Below are 15,544 nucleotides of genomic sequence, written 5' to 3'. Positions count from 1 at the left end.
GCGCTCGACTTCCAAGCGATGCGCTTCACCCTTTCAGCCAAGCTTTTGGAGCTGAGTAGCATGAACTTCGATGGGAGAAGCGTCTTAGGAGCGTTGGCGGGGGCTACTGCGGCACTGTTGGCAATGGCCGTTGGTTGGTGGTGGGATATCGTCGCCTGGCTAGAATTCCACGACAAGCTGGCTGGCTGGGCCCAAGCCGTGGGCGCGGTAGTGTCGATATGGGCCGCCTTCTACATCGCCAATTGGAGCGCTGATCGCGAGAGGCGTGTGCGTGAACGGGGTGAGATCGAGGCCTGCCAAACCCAACATGACGCGCTGATCACGGCGTCACTGATCGCCTATAATCGCATTTTGACGACACGTGTCGGTTTGGACATTTCAACAACCCCGACAGACGCCACCCTAACACTACTCATTCGGTCTATTGAGGCTGATATACGCGGCCTCGAGCGCCTCGCTTTCGACCGAGTAACTGATGTTATGGTCCTCCACAGCGCTTCGTTGATCGAAAGCAGCCTTCGCTACGCTACCGACTCTTTGCAGGCGGTCATCGATACGAAGTTGCAACGCATCCCAAAGACGAAGTTGGAGACTGCACGCGCTACAAGGCTGGCAGGCGCTGTCGATAGCATTGAGCAACTGAGGGTGCGGTGCTTGGTTATGGTTGGTGAGCTTCACATGCACGTCGATAATTCTATTGGCGGCAACCGCAGTGCGAAGTTTGAGGCGTGGAAGAGAGCCACCCATGCGATTGGCCTGGACGGCGCTTTCCGCCCCAACTTAAAATTTTAGGGCCAACAAATCTCCTACGTGCAGGCTGCAGATTGCCGCACGAGGCCATTTAGCCACTACTGCTGACCAGCCCGCCAAGTCTCCACCGAACTTGCCTCGCCTTACCGCTGCACTGATGGACGAGACAGCGTGTCCTTTTTCACCGACCAGCGCTCCTAGCCCTATCGAATGTCGATTCGCACTATTCCGGCCCGGTCAGGCGCAACATCTCTTTCTTGCCTGTAAGCGAGAGAGTTTTCCCTCCCCTTTCTAGCACGTCATAGACAGCGATTAACTCGTCAATCATTTTGCGCTTGTCATCTTTCGGAAGAAATTCGTCGTTGTGAATTTGAATTACTACCCGGCCAAGAATCGAATTTGCGCTGTCGCGAAATGTGCCAATCGCTCCCGCTTCAAAGCGCTCTGCGCTCCGCTTTAGGAGCTGAAGCTGAGCCTCAAGGACCGACTTAGACACGCTTGAAAGACTTGACTTCGCAACCCGATCAGCAAGGGCATCAATAGCCTTCTCAAGATTCGGTCGGCTTGCAGCAAAGCTGTCTCGGTCTACTGTCAGCTCGTGGAAGAGCTCGAGCGTCTGTCTAGCAAGGTGAAGCTCCTTGGCGCGCGCGCTGCGAAGCCAGTCCAACGGCTTTGTTATCGTGTGGGCGTCGAACGAGCAGACAATTCCATCAACCGTTCGGGTCGCGACACCTCTCAACGGTAACGGTAGCTCTGCAATCAAGTTCTCAAGCGAACTTAATGCCCGCATAAAATCCAAAAGGCGGTTTTCCACCTTCGGCGGCCATAGCGCCTGAATAGCCGAAGCAACGGTCTCTGTGCCCTTCGGATGGGCATCCAGCTTCGTCAGGAATAGTTCGAGAGCTTCAATCTCGGGTGCGACGGTCAGGCTCATAGATTCTGTTAACTCCCGCACGCGAACTGGGTCAACCACCACCGTAAGAGGAGGCTCTCTCGGCATCGGAGGAAGCGCTCAACTTCTCGCGTGCCGTTGGCTATGCGTCGAAAACCACCCAATGTTCGAGGGCATGAGAGAGCCCCTTTAGTGATCCACCACCCCGCCACCGACGCCGAGATCCTCGCGACGTTCGACGTCATGCACCACCTCCGCCCCGCCCTCGCCCGTGAGACCTATGTCGCGCGGATCCGGCAGCTGATGGCGTCCGACAACTTCCGCCTCACCGCCGCCGTCGAGGACGGCGTGGTGCGGGTCGTGGCCGGGTGGCGGGTGCTGGACATGCTGTATTGCGGGCGGTTCCTCAGCGTGGACGACCTGGTCGCCGACCCCAACGCGCGGTCGAAGGGCCACGGCAAGGCGCTGCTGGACTGGCTGAAGGACGAGGCCCGGCGGCAGGACTGCGGGCATCTGGAGCTGATCTCCAACGTCGTCCGCGAACGGGCCCACGCCTTCTATTTCCGCGAGGGGCTGGCGGTGGACGCCTTCCACTTCCGGGTGAAGGTCTAGCGCGCTCCCAAGCCCCCCTAGGGCGCGGCGGCGTGGTCGATGCTGAAGGTGCGGGCCATGCGCCAGCGGCCGTCGGGCTCCAGCTTCCAGAGGATGGAGAACCGCGCCCGGCCGGCCAGCCGCTCGGGGCCGTCGCCCTTGCGCTCGTAGAAGTGGTGGGCGCCTTCCTCGACCGCGCCGAAGCCGGGGATGGCGTAGACCTTCATCGTGCCGGCGACCAGTTCGCGCCGCGAGCGCCAGGCGTCCGGCGCGCGCTTGGCCGCGCAGCCCTTGGCGTAGTCGGCGACGAAGGCGTCGTGGGCCATCAGCCCGCCCTTGTCGTGATAGAACTCCATGTCGCCGGTCACCAGCGCCTCCAGGGCCGCCGGGTCGCACTGCTCGAACATCACGCTGAAGAGGGCCGTGTCGCGCGCGGCGATCGCCTGGTCGAGGGCTGGGGACGGCGGGACCTGGGCGGGGGCCGACGACAGCGCCAGGACGGCGGTCAGCAGGGCGGTGAGGATCATCGACGGCTCCGGCGTGGGATCGTGGGCCGGAGTGTCGGGGGCGGCGGTTGGGGTTGTCGCGTGAATTCGCGGTCATGCGGGGCTTCCGATCTCTCCTCCCCCATCGGGGGAGGGGGACCGGCGAATGCCGGTGGAGGGGCCCTGTGAGGCGGGGCTACATCCTGTGGCCAGCGGCCCCCCGCGCATTCTGATCCCGACAAGTGGGGTCGAACCGTTCGGCTGGCCCCTCCACCGCCGTTCGGCGGTCCCCCTCCCCCGGAGGGGGAGGAGAGATTGAGACCGGCCTTACCCCACCATCCCCGCCAGCCGCTGGCGGATCAGCACCTCGGCCTCGGCCACGATGCGGTCGACGAGCTCCTTCACGGTCGGCACGTCGTGGATCAGGCCCTGGACCATGCCGGCGCTCCAGACGCCGTGGTCGATGTCGCCGCTTTCCAGGCCCTCGCGGCCGCGCGCGCCTTTCACCAGCTGGGCGACGTCCTCGAACTTGGCGCCGCCGGCGCGTTCGATGGCCACGACCTGCTGGCTGATGGCGTTCCTGGCCACGCGGGCGGTGTTGTGCAGGGTGCGGAAGATCAGGTCGGTGGCGCGCTCGTCGTTGGCGACCATCTGTTGCTTGAAGTTGTCGTGGATCGGCGCCTCCTGGGTGGCGCAGAAGCGGGTGCCCATGTTGACGCCGTCGGCGCCCAGGGCCAGGGCCGCGACCAGGCCGCGCGCGTCGCCGAAGCCGCCCGAGGCGATCATCGGGATCTTCACCTTCTCGGCCGCGACCGGGATCAGGATCAGGCCGGGGATGTCGTCCTCGCCCGGGTGGCCGGCGCATTCGAAGCCATCGATCGAGATGGCGTCGACGCCCATCCGCTCGGCGCTCAGCGCGTGGCGGACGGCGGTGCATTTGTGGATCACCTTGACCCCGTGGGCCTTGAGGTCGTCGACATGCTCCTGCGGCTTGTAGCCGGCGGTCTCGACGATCTTGATCCCGCTCTCGATGATCGCCGCGCGGTACTCGGCATAGGGCGGCGGGGTCATGGCCGGCAGGATGGTCAGGTTCACCCCGAACGGCTTGTCGGTCATCTCGCGGGTGCGGGCGATCTCCTTGGCCAGCGCTTCCGGCGTCGGCTGGGTCAGGGCGGTCAGGAAGCCCAGCGCCCCGGCGTTGGCGACGGCGGAGACCAGCTCGGCCTTGCCGACCCACTGCATGCCGCCCTGGGCGATCGGGTGCTCGACGCCGAACATCTCGGTGAAACGGGTCTTGATGGCCATGCCCAATACCGCCCTTCAGGCGCTCCCTCTGATCTCGTTGAGAAGACTATGCGGGGGCGCCCCTTAGGTCAGGCAAGAGGGTCTAGCGCGACCGACGCCGTTCCAGGTCGTCGGCGCGGTCTCGGCTCATGTCGGCCTGGCAGACGGTGGCCAGGATCCCGCCTTGTCGCCCGTACTGGGCCTCGTCGAGATATTCGCGGCACTCGTCGTCGCGCGTCTTGATCCATTTGCGCTGGGCATTGCGCAGGGCCGCCTGCTCCGGCGGCTTCAGACGGGCCATGGCGGCCTTGTAGGCGCGGTTCAGCCGCAGGTCCTCGCGGTCCAGGGCCACCGCGGCGCATTCGGCCAGCACCATGTTGGAGCCGCCGCCGGGGCAACGATCGACCTCCCGCCAGATCGACGGCTTGGGCTTGCCGGCCAGGGCGGCGGGCACGGCGATCAGGCAGAGGGCCGCAGCGGCGAGAAGAACGCGGATCATCGGGCAAGCTCCACCAGGAGAACTCCACCCTAGCGTGCCTTAGGCTACATGACTTAGTGGAAGACCGTCACTCATGCCCACTGGCCCTGCCTTCCTGGGCACAAGGCCCAGGAAGGCAGTGAGTTTGGCTCAGCGATCGGAGCTAGTGCCCAGACACGCCCAGCCGGTTCCACAGGTTGATCTGCGCCACGATCGCCGTCAGGGCGCTGGCCTGCTGGTCGGTCCAGTGCTCGCGGAGTTCGGCGCGCAGGGCGGCGAAGCCGTCGGGGGCCGGCAGCCTGGTCAAGGCCTCGGCCCAGGCGAGCGCCGCCTTCTCGGCGGCGGTGAAGTCGTCGACGTGGCGCCAGACGATCAGCCGGTCGAGACGGGCATTGGTCTCGCCCTCGTCGCGGGCTTCCTTGGAATGCATCTTCACGCAATAGGCGCAGTCGTTCAGCTGCGAGACGCGCAGATAGATCAGGTGCTTGAGGCCCGACGGCACGCCGGCGGCGCGGACGGCCATCTCGGCGGCCAGGAAGGCCTTGTAGACGTCGGGGAGGTTATGGTCGTGGCGGAAGGCGGCGGCATCGCCCATGGTCTTGCTCCGTTTGGGGCCGGGACTGGCCCTTTGGAGACAAGACGAGACGGTAGCGGCGGACGTGACATCCGCCGCCCCGAAAAGATGCGCCTACTGCAGGCCCGCGCGGCCGATGGCGTAGAAGCGATCGGCGCGTTGCTTCTTCAGCTCGGCGGCGCTCATCGCGGCCATGGCCTTCAGCTCGTCCTCGACCGCGTCGCCGACCGCCTGGATGGCGGTGTCGGTGTCGGAGTGGGCGCCGCCGGCCGGCTCCTCGATGATGCGGTCGACGATGCCCAGCTTGATCAGGTCCTGGGCGGTGATGCGCATCTGGGTCGCCGCGTCCTTGGCCCGGGCGCCGTCGCGCCACAGGATCGAGGCCGCGCCTTCCGGCGAGATCACCGAATAGATCGAGTGCTCCAGGATCAGCACGCGGTTGGCGCCGGCCAGGGCGATGGCCCCGCCCGAACCGCCTTCGCCGACGATGGTGGCGACCATCGGGGTGCCCAGCGTCAGGCAGCGTTCCGTCGAGCGGGCAATGGCCTCGGCTTGACCGCGCTCTTCGGCGCCGAGGCCAGGATACGCGCCGGCGGTGTCGACGAAGGTGATGACGGGGAGCGAGAAGCGCTCGGCCATGTCCATCAGGCGGACGGCCTTGCGATAGCCCTCCGGACGGGCCATGCCGAAGTTGTGCTTCAGGCGCGTGGTGGTGTCGTGACCCTTCTCGTGGCCCATGACCACGACGGGCTGGCCGCGGAAGCGACCGAGGCCGCCGACGATGGCCTGGTCGTCGGCGAACTTGCGGTCGCCGCGCAGCTCGACGAACTCGTCGATCAGGCCTGCGACATAATCGCGCAGATGGGGCCGCTGGGGATGTCGGGCGACCATGGTCTTCTGCCAGGCGTCCAGATTGGCGTAGGCCTCCTTGCGCAGCTCCTGCGCACGGTCGCGGAGAGCCTGGATCTCGGTGTCGAACGACCCTGGCCCAGCCGTCTCGGAGAGCCGCGACAGCTCTTCGATTTTGCTTTCCAGGTCAGCGATTGGACGTTCGAAATCGAGATAATGGGCGGCCATGGACTCTTAAACGTCGCCGTTGATGAAAGGGTGCGAACCTAGTGGCGGAATCCCGCGAGGGAAAGAGGCGAGATTCCGGCCGGGAACCGCCTCGAATCCGCCGAGTTTTATCCACAGGCTCGAAGGTGCGGTTCACAGGTGAGTCTCGAATCGAGACTCATTCCTCTGGAGAATCGCGACAAAGAGTCCTACGTTGTTTTGTAGCAGTCGCGGAAGACGACTTGCGCCCCTGCGGCCTCCGCCATCGAATGTGCGCGGCCCCGCCTGATGAGAGCACACAGTTCCCATGCAGGTGTTCACCTTTTTCTGTGTTGAGTCCGATGGCGCGGTTCCGCGCTTCGACGTGTCGCCCTGCGCCGACGACTCGGCCGCGCGCGCCAGAGCTTACGAACTTCTCGACATGCATCACCGCTGCGACTTCGTGGAAGTCTGGCGCGGTTCGCAGCGCGTGTTCGACGTCGCGCCGCTGCGCGCGGTGGCGGCGTAAGCTCGCATAACGCCGCTACGTAAGTAATTTCCGCAGGCGATGAATTATTGCATCGCAACCTGAGCGGTTCTAGCCTCTGCTTCCGGATGGGGTCCAAAACGGATCCCGCTTACCGGAAGGCCGCTGCTCCATGGACACGGTTCTGACCGCTCCCGAGCCCGCTCTTACGCCGCTTATTCCCCCGGCTCCGAAGATCCATCCCCGTCCGCTGGGCGTGACGCCGCTGGGCCAGCTGCGCGTCGCCATCGAGATGGGCCGCAGCCTGATCGGGGCCTATTGCGAGGACGACTACGAGAGCCTCGCCCAGCCCTACATGTTCCTGGGCCAGCCCGGCCTGTTCGTGAACGACCCGGCCAGCGTCCGCCACATCCTGACCTCGCCCAAGTACCAGCGCCCCGTGAAGGCGGCGCGGCCGCTGAAGCCCCTGGTCGGCGAGGGCGTGCTGATGTCCGAAGGCGAGACCTGGAAGCGCCAGCGCAAGAGCCTGGCCCCGGTCTTCACCCCCGCCGCGACCGGCGGCCTGCTGCCCCACTTCATCGCCGCCGGCGCGGGCCTGGTCGAGGCGCTGGAAGGCGAGCGCCGCGCCAACCTGGCCCAGGCCTTCCACCGCGCCACCCTGGACGCCGTCCTGCGCGCCCTGTTCTCGCGCCGGGCCGACGCCGAGGGCGCGGTGCTGGCGGATCTGGCCCGGCGCTACATGGAGGGGCCGGCGCACTTCAACCTGATGGACTTCGTGGCCAAGGGCGCCGACGACCTGCTGTTCCTGGACGGCGAGCGCCGGCGGGTCGGCAAGCGCTGGTTCGCGGCCGTCGACGCCTTGATCGAGCAGCGGCGCCAGCATCCGCATGCGGAAGTCAGCGACATGCTGGACAAGCTGCTGGCCGCCCGCGACGAGACGGGCGCGCCCCTGCCCGACCAGGAGATCCGCGACCAGTGCAGCTCGATGCTGGCGGCGGGGTTCGAGACGACGTCGCGGCTGCTGTTCTGGGCGGCCTATCTGCTGGCCCTCGATCCCGCCGCCCAGGACCGCGTCCGCGTCGAGGCGCTGGCCTTTCCACCTGAACAGATCACCAGCCTGGATGACCTCAAGCACTGGCCGCTGCTGCGCTCGGTGCTGTTCGAGACGCTGCGGCTCTATCCCTCCGCCCCGATGATCGCCCGCCAGGCTGTCGAGGCCGACGAGGTGCTGGGTTGCCCGGTCGTGCCCGGCTGCATGATCACCATCAGCCCGTGGGTCATGCACCGCCACCGCAAGCTGTGGGACGCGCCGACGGCCTTCCGGCCCGAGCGGTTCATCGACCACGCCCATCCGTGGAGCATCGAGGGCTTCATCCCGTTCGGCATGGGCCCGCGCGTCTGCATCGGAGCCGGCTTCGCCCTGGCCGAGGCGCAGATCATCCTGGCCAGCCTGCTGGCGGATTTCCGGGTGAGCATGGCCGGCGATCGGCCGGTGATCCCGCGCGCCTCGATCACCCTGGGGCCGGACCATGAGCCGGAGTTCAAGCTAGTACCAAACGTGCAAGCGCGGCCTTGAAGCCTGGGCTATCAGGGGCGAGTTTCCGCGTACCGCCTGAAAGGACTCCCGCCATGACCGAAGCCGTCCACACCCGCCCGTTCGCGACCGCCACCGACAGCGGCCACGGCGGCCTGCAGACCTTCGTCACGGCCGGCCCCTCGACCATCGTCGCGGACGTCTCGGTGGCGCAGGGCGGCCTGGACCTGGGCCCCGACCCGCACGAACTGGTCGCCGCGGGCCTGGCGGCCTGCACCAGCATGACCCTGCGGCTCTACGCCAACCAGAAGGGCTGGGACATCAGCGGCATGCACGTCGAGGTCTTCTCGCACTTCGACGCCGACCAGACCCCGCACGAACGCTTCGAGCGGATCATCACCATCGAGGGCGAGCTGTCGGACGAGCAACGCGAGCGCCTGTTCCAGATCGCCGAGAAGTGCCCGATCCACAAGCTGCTGACGGCGGGGGCGCGGGTGGTGACGACGGTGGGCGGGAACTGAAAAATCCTCCCCCTGACGGGGGAGGTGTCGGCGCGCAGCGACGACGGAGGGGGAAGGGTCCGGGCCAGGACAAGTTCCCCCTCCGGTCGCTTCGCGACCACCTCCCCCGCTAGGGGGAGGATCTAAAACCCGTACAGCGCCGCGTATTCCGCGTCCTTGCCCGCGATCTGCCGCGCGCAGTCGACCATCACCTTGGCCTGCTTCCAGGTGGCGTCGTCCTGCATCTTGCCGTCGATCATCGCCACGCCCGTGCCGTCCGGCATGGCCTCCAGGATCTTCCGCGCGAACGCTACCTCGTCCGGGGCCGGGCTGAAGACCGACTTGGCGATGGCGATCTGGCTGGGATGCAGGCTCCAGGCGCCGGCGCAGCCCATCAGGAACGCGTTGCGGAACTGCTGCTCGCAGGCGACCGGGTCGTCGATCGCCCCGAACGGGCCGTAGAACGGCTTGATGCCGTGGGCGGCGCAGGCGTCGACCATCTTGGCGAAGGTGTAGTGCCAGAGGTCCTGCTGCACCGAGGCGCGCGCCGAACCGTCCGCGTGCGGATCCTCTATGACGCGGTAGCCGGGGTGACCACCGCCCACGCGGGTCGTCTTCATCGCGCGGCTGGCGGCGAGGTCCGCCGGACCTAGCGAAATCCCCTGCATGCGCGGGCTGGCGGCGGCGATGGCCTCGACGTTCATCACGCCCTCGGCCGTCTCCAGGATGGCGTGCAGCAGGATCGGGCGGGTGACGCCGTGCTTGGCCTCCAGCGAAGCCAGCAGTTGGTCCATGTAGAAGATGTCCCAAGGCCCCTCGACCTTGGGGACCATGATCACGTCGATCTTGTCGCCGGCCTTCTCGACGATGGTGGCGACCTCATCCAGGTGCCAGGGCGAGTTCAGGCAGTTGATCCGCGTCCAGAAGCCGACGCCCAGGGCCTTGAAGTCGACCTCGCGCGACATCGCCACCAGGCCGGCCAGGGCCGCGCCCTTGGCGTCGGCGGGGATGGCGTCTTCGAGGTTGGCGAGGATGACGTCGACGGTCGGGGCGATCTCGGCGACCTTGGCGCGGACCTTCTCCAGGTGCGGCGGCACGAAGTGGATCATCCGCTCCACGCGGGCGGGCAGCTCGCGATAGGGCGTCGGCGCCCCGATGGCCAAGGGTTTGAAAAAGCCGCGTGCGGTTTTCATTCGATCACACTCCCCGTTTTGATCCTCCCTCCCCGCTCATCCCCGCGAAAGCGGGGACCCAAGCGGAGGTTCAGGATCTGGCTGGCGCCATACGCGAAACCGTCGATTCAGCTTGGGTCCCCGCTTTCGCGGGGATGAGCGGGATAGGGGTGCGCTTTTCTCGCGCCCGCGAGAACATTGCTGCGACGCAGCATGCCCGTCAAGCTGATCGCCGTTAAGTCTTCGCCGACGGCGGCGCGGGCTTGGGCATTTCGTCCGGGTCCTCGCGCTCGAGGTCGGCGGCGGCGTCGTTGCTGGAGCCGGGCTTGACCGTCCTGGCCGCCTTGCGACGCCGCGAACCGGGCTCGAGCTTGAGGCTGGTCAGGGCGTCCTCGCCCTCCTCGCCGAACAGGCCACGCAGGCGCACGTCGCGCTGCGGATACGGGATCTCGATGCCGGCCCCGCGCAAAGCATCGTCGATCAGCCAGGTATAGGCCGCGAAGATCGCCGCCGGGCGGCGGACGGCCTCGACGGTCGGCCAGACGATCAGCTCGAACTTCAGGGCGCTGTCGCCATAGCCGACCAGCCAGACCTGGGCGCGGCGGGTGGCGTCGTCGGGCGAGGTGAACGGCGCGGCCTTGGCGGCCTTCAGCACCGCCTCGCGCACCTTGTTCTTGTCGGCCCCGAAGGCGGTGACGAACGGCACCCGGATGCGGCGGTTGGTGCCGCGCAGGGTCCAGTTCACGACCTGGTCGTTGACCAGCACCGAGTTGGGCACGATCACGTCGGTGCTGTCGTTGGTGCGGATGCGCGTGGCGCGCGGGCCGATCTCGTGGACCACGCCCCGGCTGCCGTTCGGCAGCTCGACGAAGTCGCCCACCGCCACCAGCCGCTCGAACACCAGGCTGACCCCGGACGCGAAGTCCTTGATAATGCCCTGCAGGCCCAGGCCCACCCCGACGCCCAGGGCGCCGGCGAAGACGGTCAGCGAGGTCAGGTCGACGCCCATGGTCGACAGGCCGGCCATCACCCCGATGATCACCAGGCCGTAGCTGGCGACCTTCTCGACGATGTAGAGCGACGCGGCGTTGCCGGCCGCCTTCTCCCGCAACTTGCGCAGCCCCGCCGAGGTCAGCCGCGCGGCGAAGATCGCCACCACGACGATCAGCAACCCCGCCAAGAGGCCGCCGACCGTCACCGACGCCTTGCCCAGCTTCAGGAGTTCGATGGAATCGAGCGTGTGGAGCGGGTTGCCTGCCATGAGGCGGAGTGTGGGCGATCAACGCTCTTCTATTCAACCGTCATTCCCGCCCTTGTGGCGGGAATGACGGGAGATTTTGTGGCTACCGCACGTAGTTCACCGCGATCGCCGGCGTCACCGACGCGGTCGTGTTCCGCCCCGCCGGGACGATGCGCGCCCCGACAATCACGCCCACGCGGCTGTTGAAATTGTACTCCACCGCCGGGGCCACGATCAGCGCCTTGCTGACCGGATAGCGGCGCTCGAAGCTGGTCCCGTTCAGCCGGCCCGTGACCTTGGTCGTGTCGTCGCGCTGCCAGCCCAGGTCCAGCGCCGCCACCCAGTTGCGGGTGATGCTGTACTCGAAAGCCAGGTCGACCAGGAAGCTGTCGCCCGCCTGGGCCTTGCCGGCGAAGCCCTTGGGCGTGCCGTAGACGCTGGCCCCGCTGACCTTGGCGTTGTCCGAGCGGGTGTACTGGAAGTTCAGCCGCGTCCGGACGATGCGCCCGTTCGGAGCCCACCAGATGTACTGCGAATTGACGCCCACGGTCGTGGCGAAGGCTCCACTGCCCCAGCCGTCGTTGGGACGGTCGTCCAGCCCGTCGTGGCGGCCGATCGGCAGGTTCTCCTGGATCATCACCGAGACGGTCGGCCGCTTGCCCTCCTCGTACTGCATCAGGCGGTACTGGGCCTGGGCGGTTAGGTCGCCGATGCCGAGGCCCTGGCTCCAACGGCCATTGGCGCGCTTGTAGCCGAGGTGCGGGATGAAGCCGACCGTCAGGGTGTCGGTCGCGCCATACAGCATGTAGGCCGACGAGCCGATCGTGTCAGAGTCCGGCGCGCTGCGGCGCTTGCCGTCGGCGTCGAAGCTTCCGTACGGCTTCACGTCATAGAGATAGGGCTCGAACAGGATGTGGCCCTGCGGCAGCGTCCCGGCGCCCGAGGCCAGCAGCGGCCCGGTCCACCAGGCGTCGTCCAGGCTCTGGCGTTGCGGGGCGTCCGGCGTTGCGAAGGCCGGCGAGGCCAGGGCGAAGGCGGCGGCCCCGGCCAGGGCGGCGCGGCGGATGGTCGAGTACATGGATCCTCCCGGAGACGGCGTCTTTGCGCCTTAAGCCGCCTTCCGGCGCGCCTCCGCCCGAAACTTGCGGATCGACGACCGGATTCTGTCAGCAGCCTGCAGATGGGAGGCAGGAAATGACCCCGACAAGCGCCAATCCGGGAGGTTTCCGGGGCGCCAATCGCTACAGCGCGACCTTCGCCAGCGGCAGCTTCATCGTCACCGTCAGCCCGGCCTCGCCCCAGTCGTGGTCGAGCTCGCCGCCGAACTGGCTGACCACGGTGTTGCGCACCAGGTTGCTGCCAAAGCCCTTTGCGGTCGGCGTGGCGGTCACGGCTGGGCCGTCGCGCTCCAGCCAGGACAGATGCAGGGCGTCGCCCTCGACCGACCACCGCACTTCGACCCGGCCGGCCTCGCTCGAGAGCGCGCCGTACTTGATCGCGTTGGTGGTCAGCTCGTGGAAGACCAGGGCCACGCCGTTGATCGCATGGTCGCCGCACGCCACGTGCGGTCCTTCGATCCAGAAGCGGGCCGGCAGGCCGACGTCGGTGTGTTCGTGCGGGGCCAGCACGGCCTGTATCAGCAGGCCGATGTCGCCCGCGCGCGGCGCGCGGCCCACCTCGTGCAGCTTGCGGCTGACCAGGGTGTGAGCGTTGGCCAGGGCGTGCAGGCGGCCCGACAGGGCGCGGGCCATGTCCTGCTTGTCGACCGCGCTGCGGGCCGTGCCCCGGATCATGCCGTCGGTGATGGCGAACAGGTTCTTGACCCGGTGGCTCATCTCCTTGGTCAGGACCTCCTGCTCCTCCAGCGCCGCCTGCAGCTGACTTTCGCTGTCCAGCATGCGCAGGGCGATGCCCAGGAAGCCCGCCAACTCGGCCATCGAGCGGGCATGGCCGGCGTCGAACCAGCCTTCCTTGTCGGAGACGATCCAGAGGGTGCCGATCGGCAGTTCGCCGCCGAATTTCAGCGGCACCAGCAGCACCTCGGGCACGGTGATCCCGGCGTCGACGATCCAGTCATAGACCAGCTCGGGATGCTTGGAGAGGACCGGCCCGTTGCGGTCCAGGGTAACGCCGCAGGGGCTGAAGTTGCGCGGGGTGGTGGCTTCCTCGAACGGCGAAAGGCTGCCGCGCAGATAGCGCCAGCGGAACACGCCGGGCGCGGGCTCGGGTTCATACAGACTGAGGCCGGCCGAGACGCCACCGGTCAGTTGCATGGCCAGGTCGACGAAACGCGGCAGCACCTGTTCGGGCTGGTCGGCCATGCGCATGGCCAGGTCCTGGATCGCCTGCTTCTCGGCCAGGTGATCGGCCGGCTTGATCGGCCGGGCGGCCAGTTCGTCGGTGATGAAGACGTGCGCGATCGCGGGGTCCAGCCCCGTCACATCGCCCGTGATGCCATGTCCATCCGCCATTCGGTCCGAGCGCCCCTAAGCTCAGCTGCTCGGCCAAAAACGCGCGAACGCGCAAATGGCTCAGCTTGCGAGAAGATTTTTTGGCGCGGCGGAACAAGGAAGCGGCGCGACCAGCCGGACCATACCACGCCACGCGGCGCGACCATTGTCGACTAGGCAACGTTAGGGACCAAAACAATCGCCCGGCGCTGATCATCGCGCCGGGACGCCAAGATCTACCGCCCCACCATCGCCATGCCGGCGGCGGTGTAGCGGTCGCCTTCGATCGCCGTCTCGGGCACCGCCGCGGCGATGCGGGCCAGTTCGTCGGCCGAGAAGGTCACCTCGACCGCGCCGAGGTTTTCCTCCAGGCGACCGATCTTGGTGGTGCCGGGGATCGGGGCGATCTGCTCGCCCTGGTGCAGGATCCAGGCGAGGGCCAGCTGGGCCGGGGTCACGCCCTTTTCGGCGGCGATCTGGGTCAGGGCCTCGACCAGGCCGAGGTTCTTGGCCAGGGCCTCGCCCTGGAAGCGCGGCAAGCCGCTGCGGAAGTCGTTCTTGCCGAAGTCGCCCGGCTTCACCGCCCCGGTCAGGAAGCCCCGGCCCAGCGGGCTGTAGGGCACCAGGCCGATGCCCAGCTCGCGCAGGGTCGGGATGATCTCGGCCTCCAGCTCGCGGAACCACAGGGAATACTCGCTCTGCAAGGCCGCGACCGGCTGGACGGCGTGGGCCTTGCGGATGGTGGCGGCGCCGGCTTCGGAGAGGCCGAAATGCTTGACCTTGCCCTCGGCGATCAGGTCCTTGACCGCCCCGGCCACGTCCTCGATCGGCACGTTCGGATCGACGCGGTGCTGGTAGAAGAGGTCGATCGCCTCGACGCCCAGGCGCTTCAGCGAGGCCTCGGCCACGGCGCGGATGTGCTCGGGACGGCTGTTGACGCCGCGCATCCGGGCATAGCCCTCGCCGGCGCCTTCGGGGGCGATGTCGAAGCCGAACTTGGTGGCGATCACGACCTTGTCGCGGAAGGGCTTGAGGCCTTCGCCGACCAGGACCTCGTTGGTGTAGGGGCCATAGACCTCGGCGGTGTCGAAGAAGGTGACGCCCAGGTCCACCGCCTTGGCCAGCAGCTTGTGGGCGTCGGCGGTCTCCAGGGCCGTGCCGTAGACCTGGCCCATCCCCATGCAGCCGAGACCGATGGCCGAGACCTCAAGGCCGTCGCCGAGTACGCGCGTCTTCATGGGCAGCTCCTGTATCTGGCGGGCGCGGCGGCCCTCACCGCCGGCTGCTCCAAGATGGGGCGTGTCGCGCGACGGATAAGGCCGCTCAGTTCACTGCTCTGCTGAGCACGATTCAACAATTTCGTTTTCACGCTCGCGGCATATTCGCAATTTTACCCTGGTTGCCAAAGCCAGGTTCGCTCACCGTCGCCGAGGATGAGGGTCCCTACAGCCGATTGAGAATTCCATGCCCGAGATCACCCCGTTCCTCTGGTTCGACAAGGAAGCCGAGGAGGCGGCCAAGTTCTACGTCTCGATCTTTCCGAACTCGAAGATCAACCGGATCACCCACTATCCCAGCGACACCCCGCAGGCCTCGTCCGGGGCCGGCAAGGTGATGACCGTGGAGTTCGAACTGGACGGCGCCGCCTTCACCGCCCTCAACGGCGGGCCGGAATACAAGTTCAGCGTGGCGACCTCGTTCGTCATCGACTGCGCCACCCAGGACGAGGTCGACCACTACTGGGACGCCCTGACCGCCGACGGCTACGAGTCCAACTGCGGCTGGCTGTCGGACAAGTACGGCCTGTCCTGGCAGGTCACGCCGCGCAAGCTGATCGAGATGATCACCAGCGGCGATCCCGAAGCCTCCGCGCGGGCGTTCCAGGCGATGATGGGCATGCAGAAGATCGACATCGCGACGATCCAGCGGGCGTTCGAGGGAAAGTAGGGCCTGGTCGGCGGCGCGGAACTTCGCCTGACAACAGACAAATTTGTCGTTTCGCCGCCGCTGGCAAGTCCCCCATCTAGTCTATCTGCGCGAATGCGCGCGCCGCGATACCGTGGACGTCTTGA

General features: G+C 67.0%; 18 protein-coding genes. 7 read left to right on the top strand and 11 right to left on the bottom strand.

Features of this window, described 5'->3' with window-relative positions; genetic code table 11:
* Nucleotides 1–60 precede the first annotated feature (60 nt).
* On the top strand, nucleotides 61–792 hold the full coding sequence (locus AC07NN_RS03440) for a hypothetical protein (protein WP_494637729.1): 732 nt from the start codon (nucleotides 61–63) through the stop codon (nucleotides 790–792).
* Nucleotides 793–973: 181 nt separating this feature from the next.
* On the opposite strand, the gene AC07NN_RS03435 is transcribed toward AC07NN_RS03440, so the two are convergent.
* Nucleotides 974–1,684 (bottom strand): hypothetical protein, encoded by a 711-nt coding sequence (locus AC07NN_RS03435; RefSeq protein ID WP_494637728.1) that lies wholly within the window; start codon nucleotides 1,682–1,684, stop codon nucleotides 974–976.
* A gap of 150 nt (nucleotides 1,685–1,834) precedes the next feature.
* Here AC07NN_RS03435 and AC07NN_RS03430 point away from each other — a divergent pair, with 150 nt between their 5' ends.
* On the top strand, nucleotides 1,835–2,254 hold the full coding sequence (locus AC07NN_RS03430; RefSeq protein ID WP_494637727.1) for a GNAT family N-acetyltransferase: 420 nt from the start codon (nucleotides 1,835–1,837) through the stop codon (nucleotides 2,252–2,254).
* Nucleotides 2,255–2,271: 17 nt separating this feature from the next.
* On the opposite strand, the gene AC07NN_RS03425 is transcribed toward AC07NN_RS03430, so the two are convergent.
* A complete protein-coding gene (locus AC07NN_RS03425) occupies nucleotides 2,272–2,760 on the bottom strand; it encodes a nuclear transport factor 2 family protein (RefSeq protein WP_494637726.1) in 489 nt (162 codons plus the stop codon).
* A 190-nt stretch (nucleotides 2,761–2,950) separates the two neighbouring features.
* Between AC07NN_RS03425 and AC07NN_RS03420 the strand changes: the two genes are divergently transcribed.
* Nucleotides 2,951–3,037, top strand: a complete 87-nt coding sequence (locus AC07NN_RS03420; RefSeq protein ID WP_494638189.1) for a hypothetical protein — start codon at nucleotides 2,951–2,953, stop codon at nucleotides 3,035–3,037.
* Nucleotides 3,038–3,045: 8 nt separating this feature from the next.
* Here the strand turns inward: AC07NN_RS03420 and AC07NN_RS03415 are convergent, their stop codons facing one another.
* The 4 genes from AC07NN_RS03415 to AC07NN_RS03400 all read right to left on the bottom strand — a co-directional run bounded on the left by AC07NN_RS03415 (nucleotide 3,046) and on the right by AC07NN_RS03400 (nucleotide 6,131).
* Nucleotides 3,046–4,023, bottom strand: a complete 978-nt coding sequence (locus AC07NN_RS03415) for an NAD(P)H-dependent flavin oxidoreductase (RefSeq protein WP_494637725.1) — start codon at nucleotides 4,021–4,023, stop codon at nucleotides 3,046–3,048.
* 82 nt (nucleotides 4,024–4,105) lie between these two features.
* Nucleotides 4,106–4,501, bottom strand: a complete 396-nt coding sequence (locus tag AC07NN_RS03410) for a lysozyme inhibitor LprI family protein (RefSeq protein WP_494637724.1) — start codon at nucleotides 4,499–4,501, stop codon at nucleotides 4,106–4,108.
* Nucleotides 4,502–4,643: 142 nt separating this feature from the next.
* Nucleotides 4,644–5,075 (bottom strand): carboxymuconolactone decarboxylase family protein, encoded by a 432-nt coding sequence (locus AC07NN_RS03405; protein WP_494637723.1) that lies wholly within the window; start codon nucleotides 5,073–5,075, stop codon nucleotides 4,644–4,646.
* Nucleotides 5,076–5,168: 93 nt separating this feature from the next.
* Complete coding sequence (locus AC07NN_RS03400) at nucleotides 5,169–6,131, bottom strand: acetyl-CoA carboxylase carboxyltransferase subunit alpha (protein WP_494637722.1); 963 nt, start codon at nucleotides 6,129–6,131, stop codon at nucleotides 5,169–5,171.
* Nucleotides 6,132–6,417: 286 nt separating this feature from the next.
* On the opposite strand from AC07NN_RS03400, the gene AC07NN_RS03395 reads away from it, so the two are divergent.
* The 3 genes from AC07NN_RS03395 to AC07NN_RS03385 all read left to right on the top strand — a co-directional run bounded on the left by AC07NN_RS03395 (nucleotide 6,418) and on the right by AC07NN_RS03385 (nucleotide 8,631).
* Complete coding sequence (locus AC07NN_RS03395; RefSeq protein WP_494637721.1) at nucleotides 6,418–6,618, top strand: hypothetical protein; 201 nt, start codon at nucleotides 6,418–6,420, stop codon at nucleotides 6,616–6,618.
* 130 nt (nucleotides 6,619–6,748) lie between these two features.
* Nucleotides 6,749–8,152, top strand: a complete 1,404-nt coding sequence (locus AC07NN_RS03390; protein WP_494637720.1) for a cytochrome P450 — start codon at nucleotides 6,749–6,751, stop codon at nucleotides 8,150–8,152.
* A 53-nt stretch (nucleotides 8,153–8,205) separates the two neighbouring features.
* The gene (locus tag AC07NN_RS03385; protein ID WP_494637719.1) at nucleotides 8,206–8,631 is read left to right on the top strand and encodes an OsmC family protein; all 426 of its coding nucleotides are present in this window, start codon (nucleotides 8,206–8,208) and stop codon (nucleotides 8,629–8,631) included.
* Between the two features lie 122 nt (nucleotides 8,632–8,753).
* Here AC07NN_RS03385 and AC07NN_RS03380 read toward each other — a convergent pair whose 3' ends face one another.
* The 5 genes from AC07NN_RS03380 to AC07NN_RS03360 form a co-directional block, all read right to left on the bottom strand.
* Complete coding sequence (locus tag AC07NN_RS03380; protein ID WP_494637718.1) at nucleotides 8,754–9,803, bottom strand: HpcH/HpaI aldolase/citrate lyase family protein; 1,050 nt, start codon at nucleotides 9,801–9,803, stop codon at nucleotides 8,754–8,756.
* Between the two features lie 214 nt (nucleotides 9,804–10,017).
* On the bottom strand, nucleotides 10,018–11,043 hold the full coding sequence (locus AC07NN_RS03375) for a mechanosensitive ion channel family protein (RefSeq protein ID WP_494637717.1): 1,026 nt from the start codon (nucleotides 11,041–11,043) through the stop codon (nucleotides 10,018–10,020).
* 82 nt (nucleotides 11,044–11,125) lie between these two features.
* On the bottom strand, nucleotides 11,126–12,100 hold the full coding sequence (locus AC07NN_RS03370) for a transporter (protein ID WP_494637716.1): 975 nt from the start codon (nucleotides 12,098–12,100) through the stop codon (nucleotides 11,126–11,128).
* Nucleotides 12,101–12,263: 163 nt separating this feature from the next.
* Nucleotides 12,264–13,493: a sensor histidine kinase gene (locus tag AC07NN_RS03365; RefSeq protein WP_494637715.1), complete on the bottom strand. Its 1,230-nt coding sequence runs from the start codon at nucleotides 13,491–13,493 to the stop codon at nucleotides 12,264–12,266.
* Nucleotides 13,494–13,708: 215 nt separating this feature from the next.
* Nucleotides 13,709–14,710: an aldo/keto reductase gene (locus tag AC07NN_RS03360; RefSeq protein ID WP_494637714.1), complete on the bottom strand. Its 1,002-nt coding sequence runs from the start codon at nucleotides 14,708–14,710 to the stop codon at nucleotides 13,709–13,711.
* 226 nt (nucleotides 14,711–14,936) lie between these two features.
* Between AC07NN_RS03360 and AC07NN_RS03355 the strand changes: the two genes are divergently transcribed.
* A complete protein-coding gene (locus AC07NN_RS03355) occupies nucleotides 14,937–15,419 on the top strand; it encodes a VOC family protein (RefSeq protein WP_494637713.1) in 483 nt (160 codons plus the stop codon).
* Nucleotides 15,420–15,544 lie beyond the last annotated feature (125 nt).

Source organism: Caulobacter sp. GW821-FHT09H08, assembly GCF_059415885.1.
This window is presented reverse-complemented; position numbering and strand designations above follow the sequence as displayed.

Coding starts and splice junctions, on each gene's coding strand:
- AC07NN_RS03440 (WP_494637729.1), top strand. CDS start 61: ATGAACTTCGATGGGAGAAGCGTCTTAGGAGCGTTGGCGGGGGCTACT.
- AC07NN_RS03390 (WP_494637720.1), top strand. CDS start 6,749: ATGGACACGGTTCTGACCGCTCCCGAGCCCGCTCTTACGCCGCTTATT.
- AC07NN_RS03405 (WP_494637723.1), bottom strand. CDS start 5,075: ATGGGCGATGCCGCCGCCTTCCGCCACGACCATAACCTCCCCGACGTC.
- AC07NN_RS03365 (WP_494637715.1), bottom strand. CDS start 13,493: ATGGCGGATGGACATGGCATCACGGGCGATGTGACGGGGCTGGACCCC.
- AC07NN_RS03410 (WP_494637724.1), bottom strand. CDS start 4,501: ATGATCCGCGTTCTTCTCGCCGCTGCGGCCCTCTGCCTGATCGCCGTG.
- AC07NN_RS03400 (WP_494637722.1), bottom strand. CDS start 6,131: ATGGCCGCCCATTATCTCGATTTCGAACGTCCAATCGCTGACCTGGAA.
- AC07NN_RS03355 (WP_494637713.1), top strand. CDS start 14,937: ATGCCCGAGATCACCCCGTTCCTCTGGTTCGACAAGGAAGCCGAGGAG.
- AC07NN_RS03370 (WP_494637716.1), bottom strand. CDS start 12,100: ATGTACTCGACCATCCGCCGCGCCGCCCTGGCCGGGGCCGCCGCCTTC.
- AC07NN_RS03360 (WP_494637714.1), bottom strand. CDS start 14,710: ATGAAGACGCGCGTACTCGGCGACGGCCTTGAGGTCTCGGCCATCGGT.
- AC07NN_RS03425 (WP_494637726.1), bottom strand. CDS start 2,760: ATGATCCTCACCGCCCTGCTGACCGCCGTCCTGGCGCTGTCGTCGGCC.
- AC07NN_RS03435 (WP_494637728.1), bottom strand. CDS start 1,684: ATGAGCCTGACCGTCGCACCCGAGATTGAAGCTCTCGAACTATTCCTG.
- AC07NN_RS03395 (WP_494637721.1), top strand. CDS start 6,418: ATGCAGGTGTTCACCTTTTTCTGTGTTGAGTCCGATGGCGCGGTTCCG.
- AC07NN_RS03385 (WP_494637719.1), top strand. CDS start 8,206: ATGACCGAAGCCGTCCACACCCGCCCGTTCGCGACCGCCACCGACAGC.
- AC07NN_RS03380 (WP_494637718.1), bottom strand. CDS start 9,803: ATGAAAACCGCACGCGGCTTTTTCAAACCCTTGGCCATCGGGGCGCCG.
- AC07NN_RS03415 (WP_494637725.1), bottom strand. CDS start 4,023: ATGGCCATCAAGACCCGTTTCACCGAGATGTTCGGCGTCGAGCACCCG.
- AC07NN_RS03375 (WP_494637717.1), bottom strand. CDS start 11,043: ATGGCAGGCAACCCGCTCCACACGCTCGATTCCATCGAACTCCTGAAG.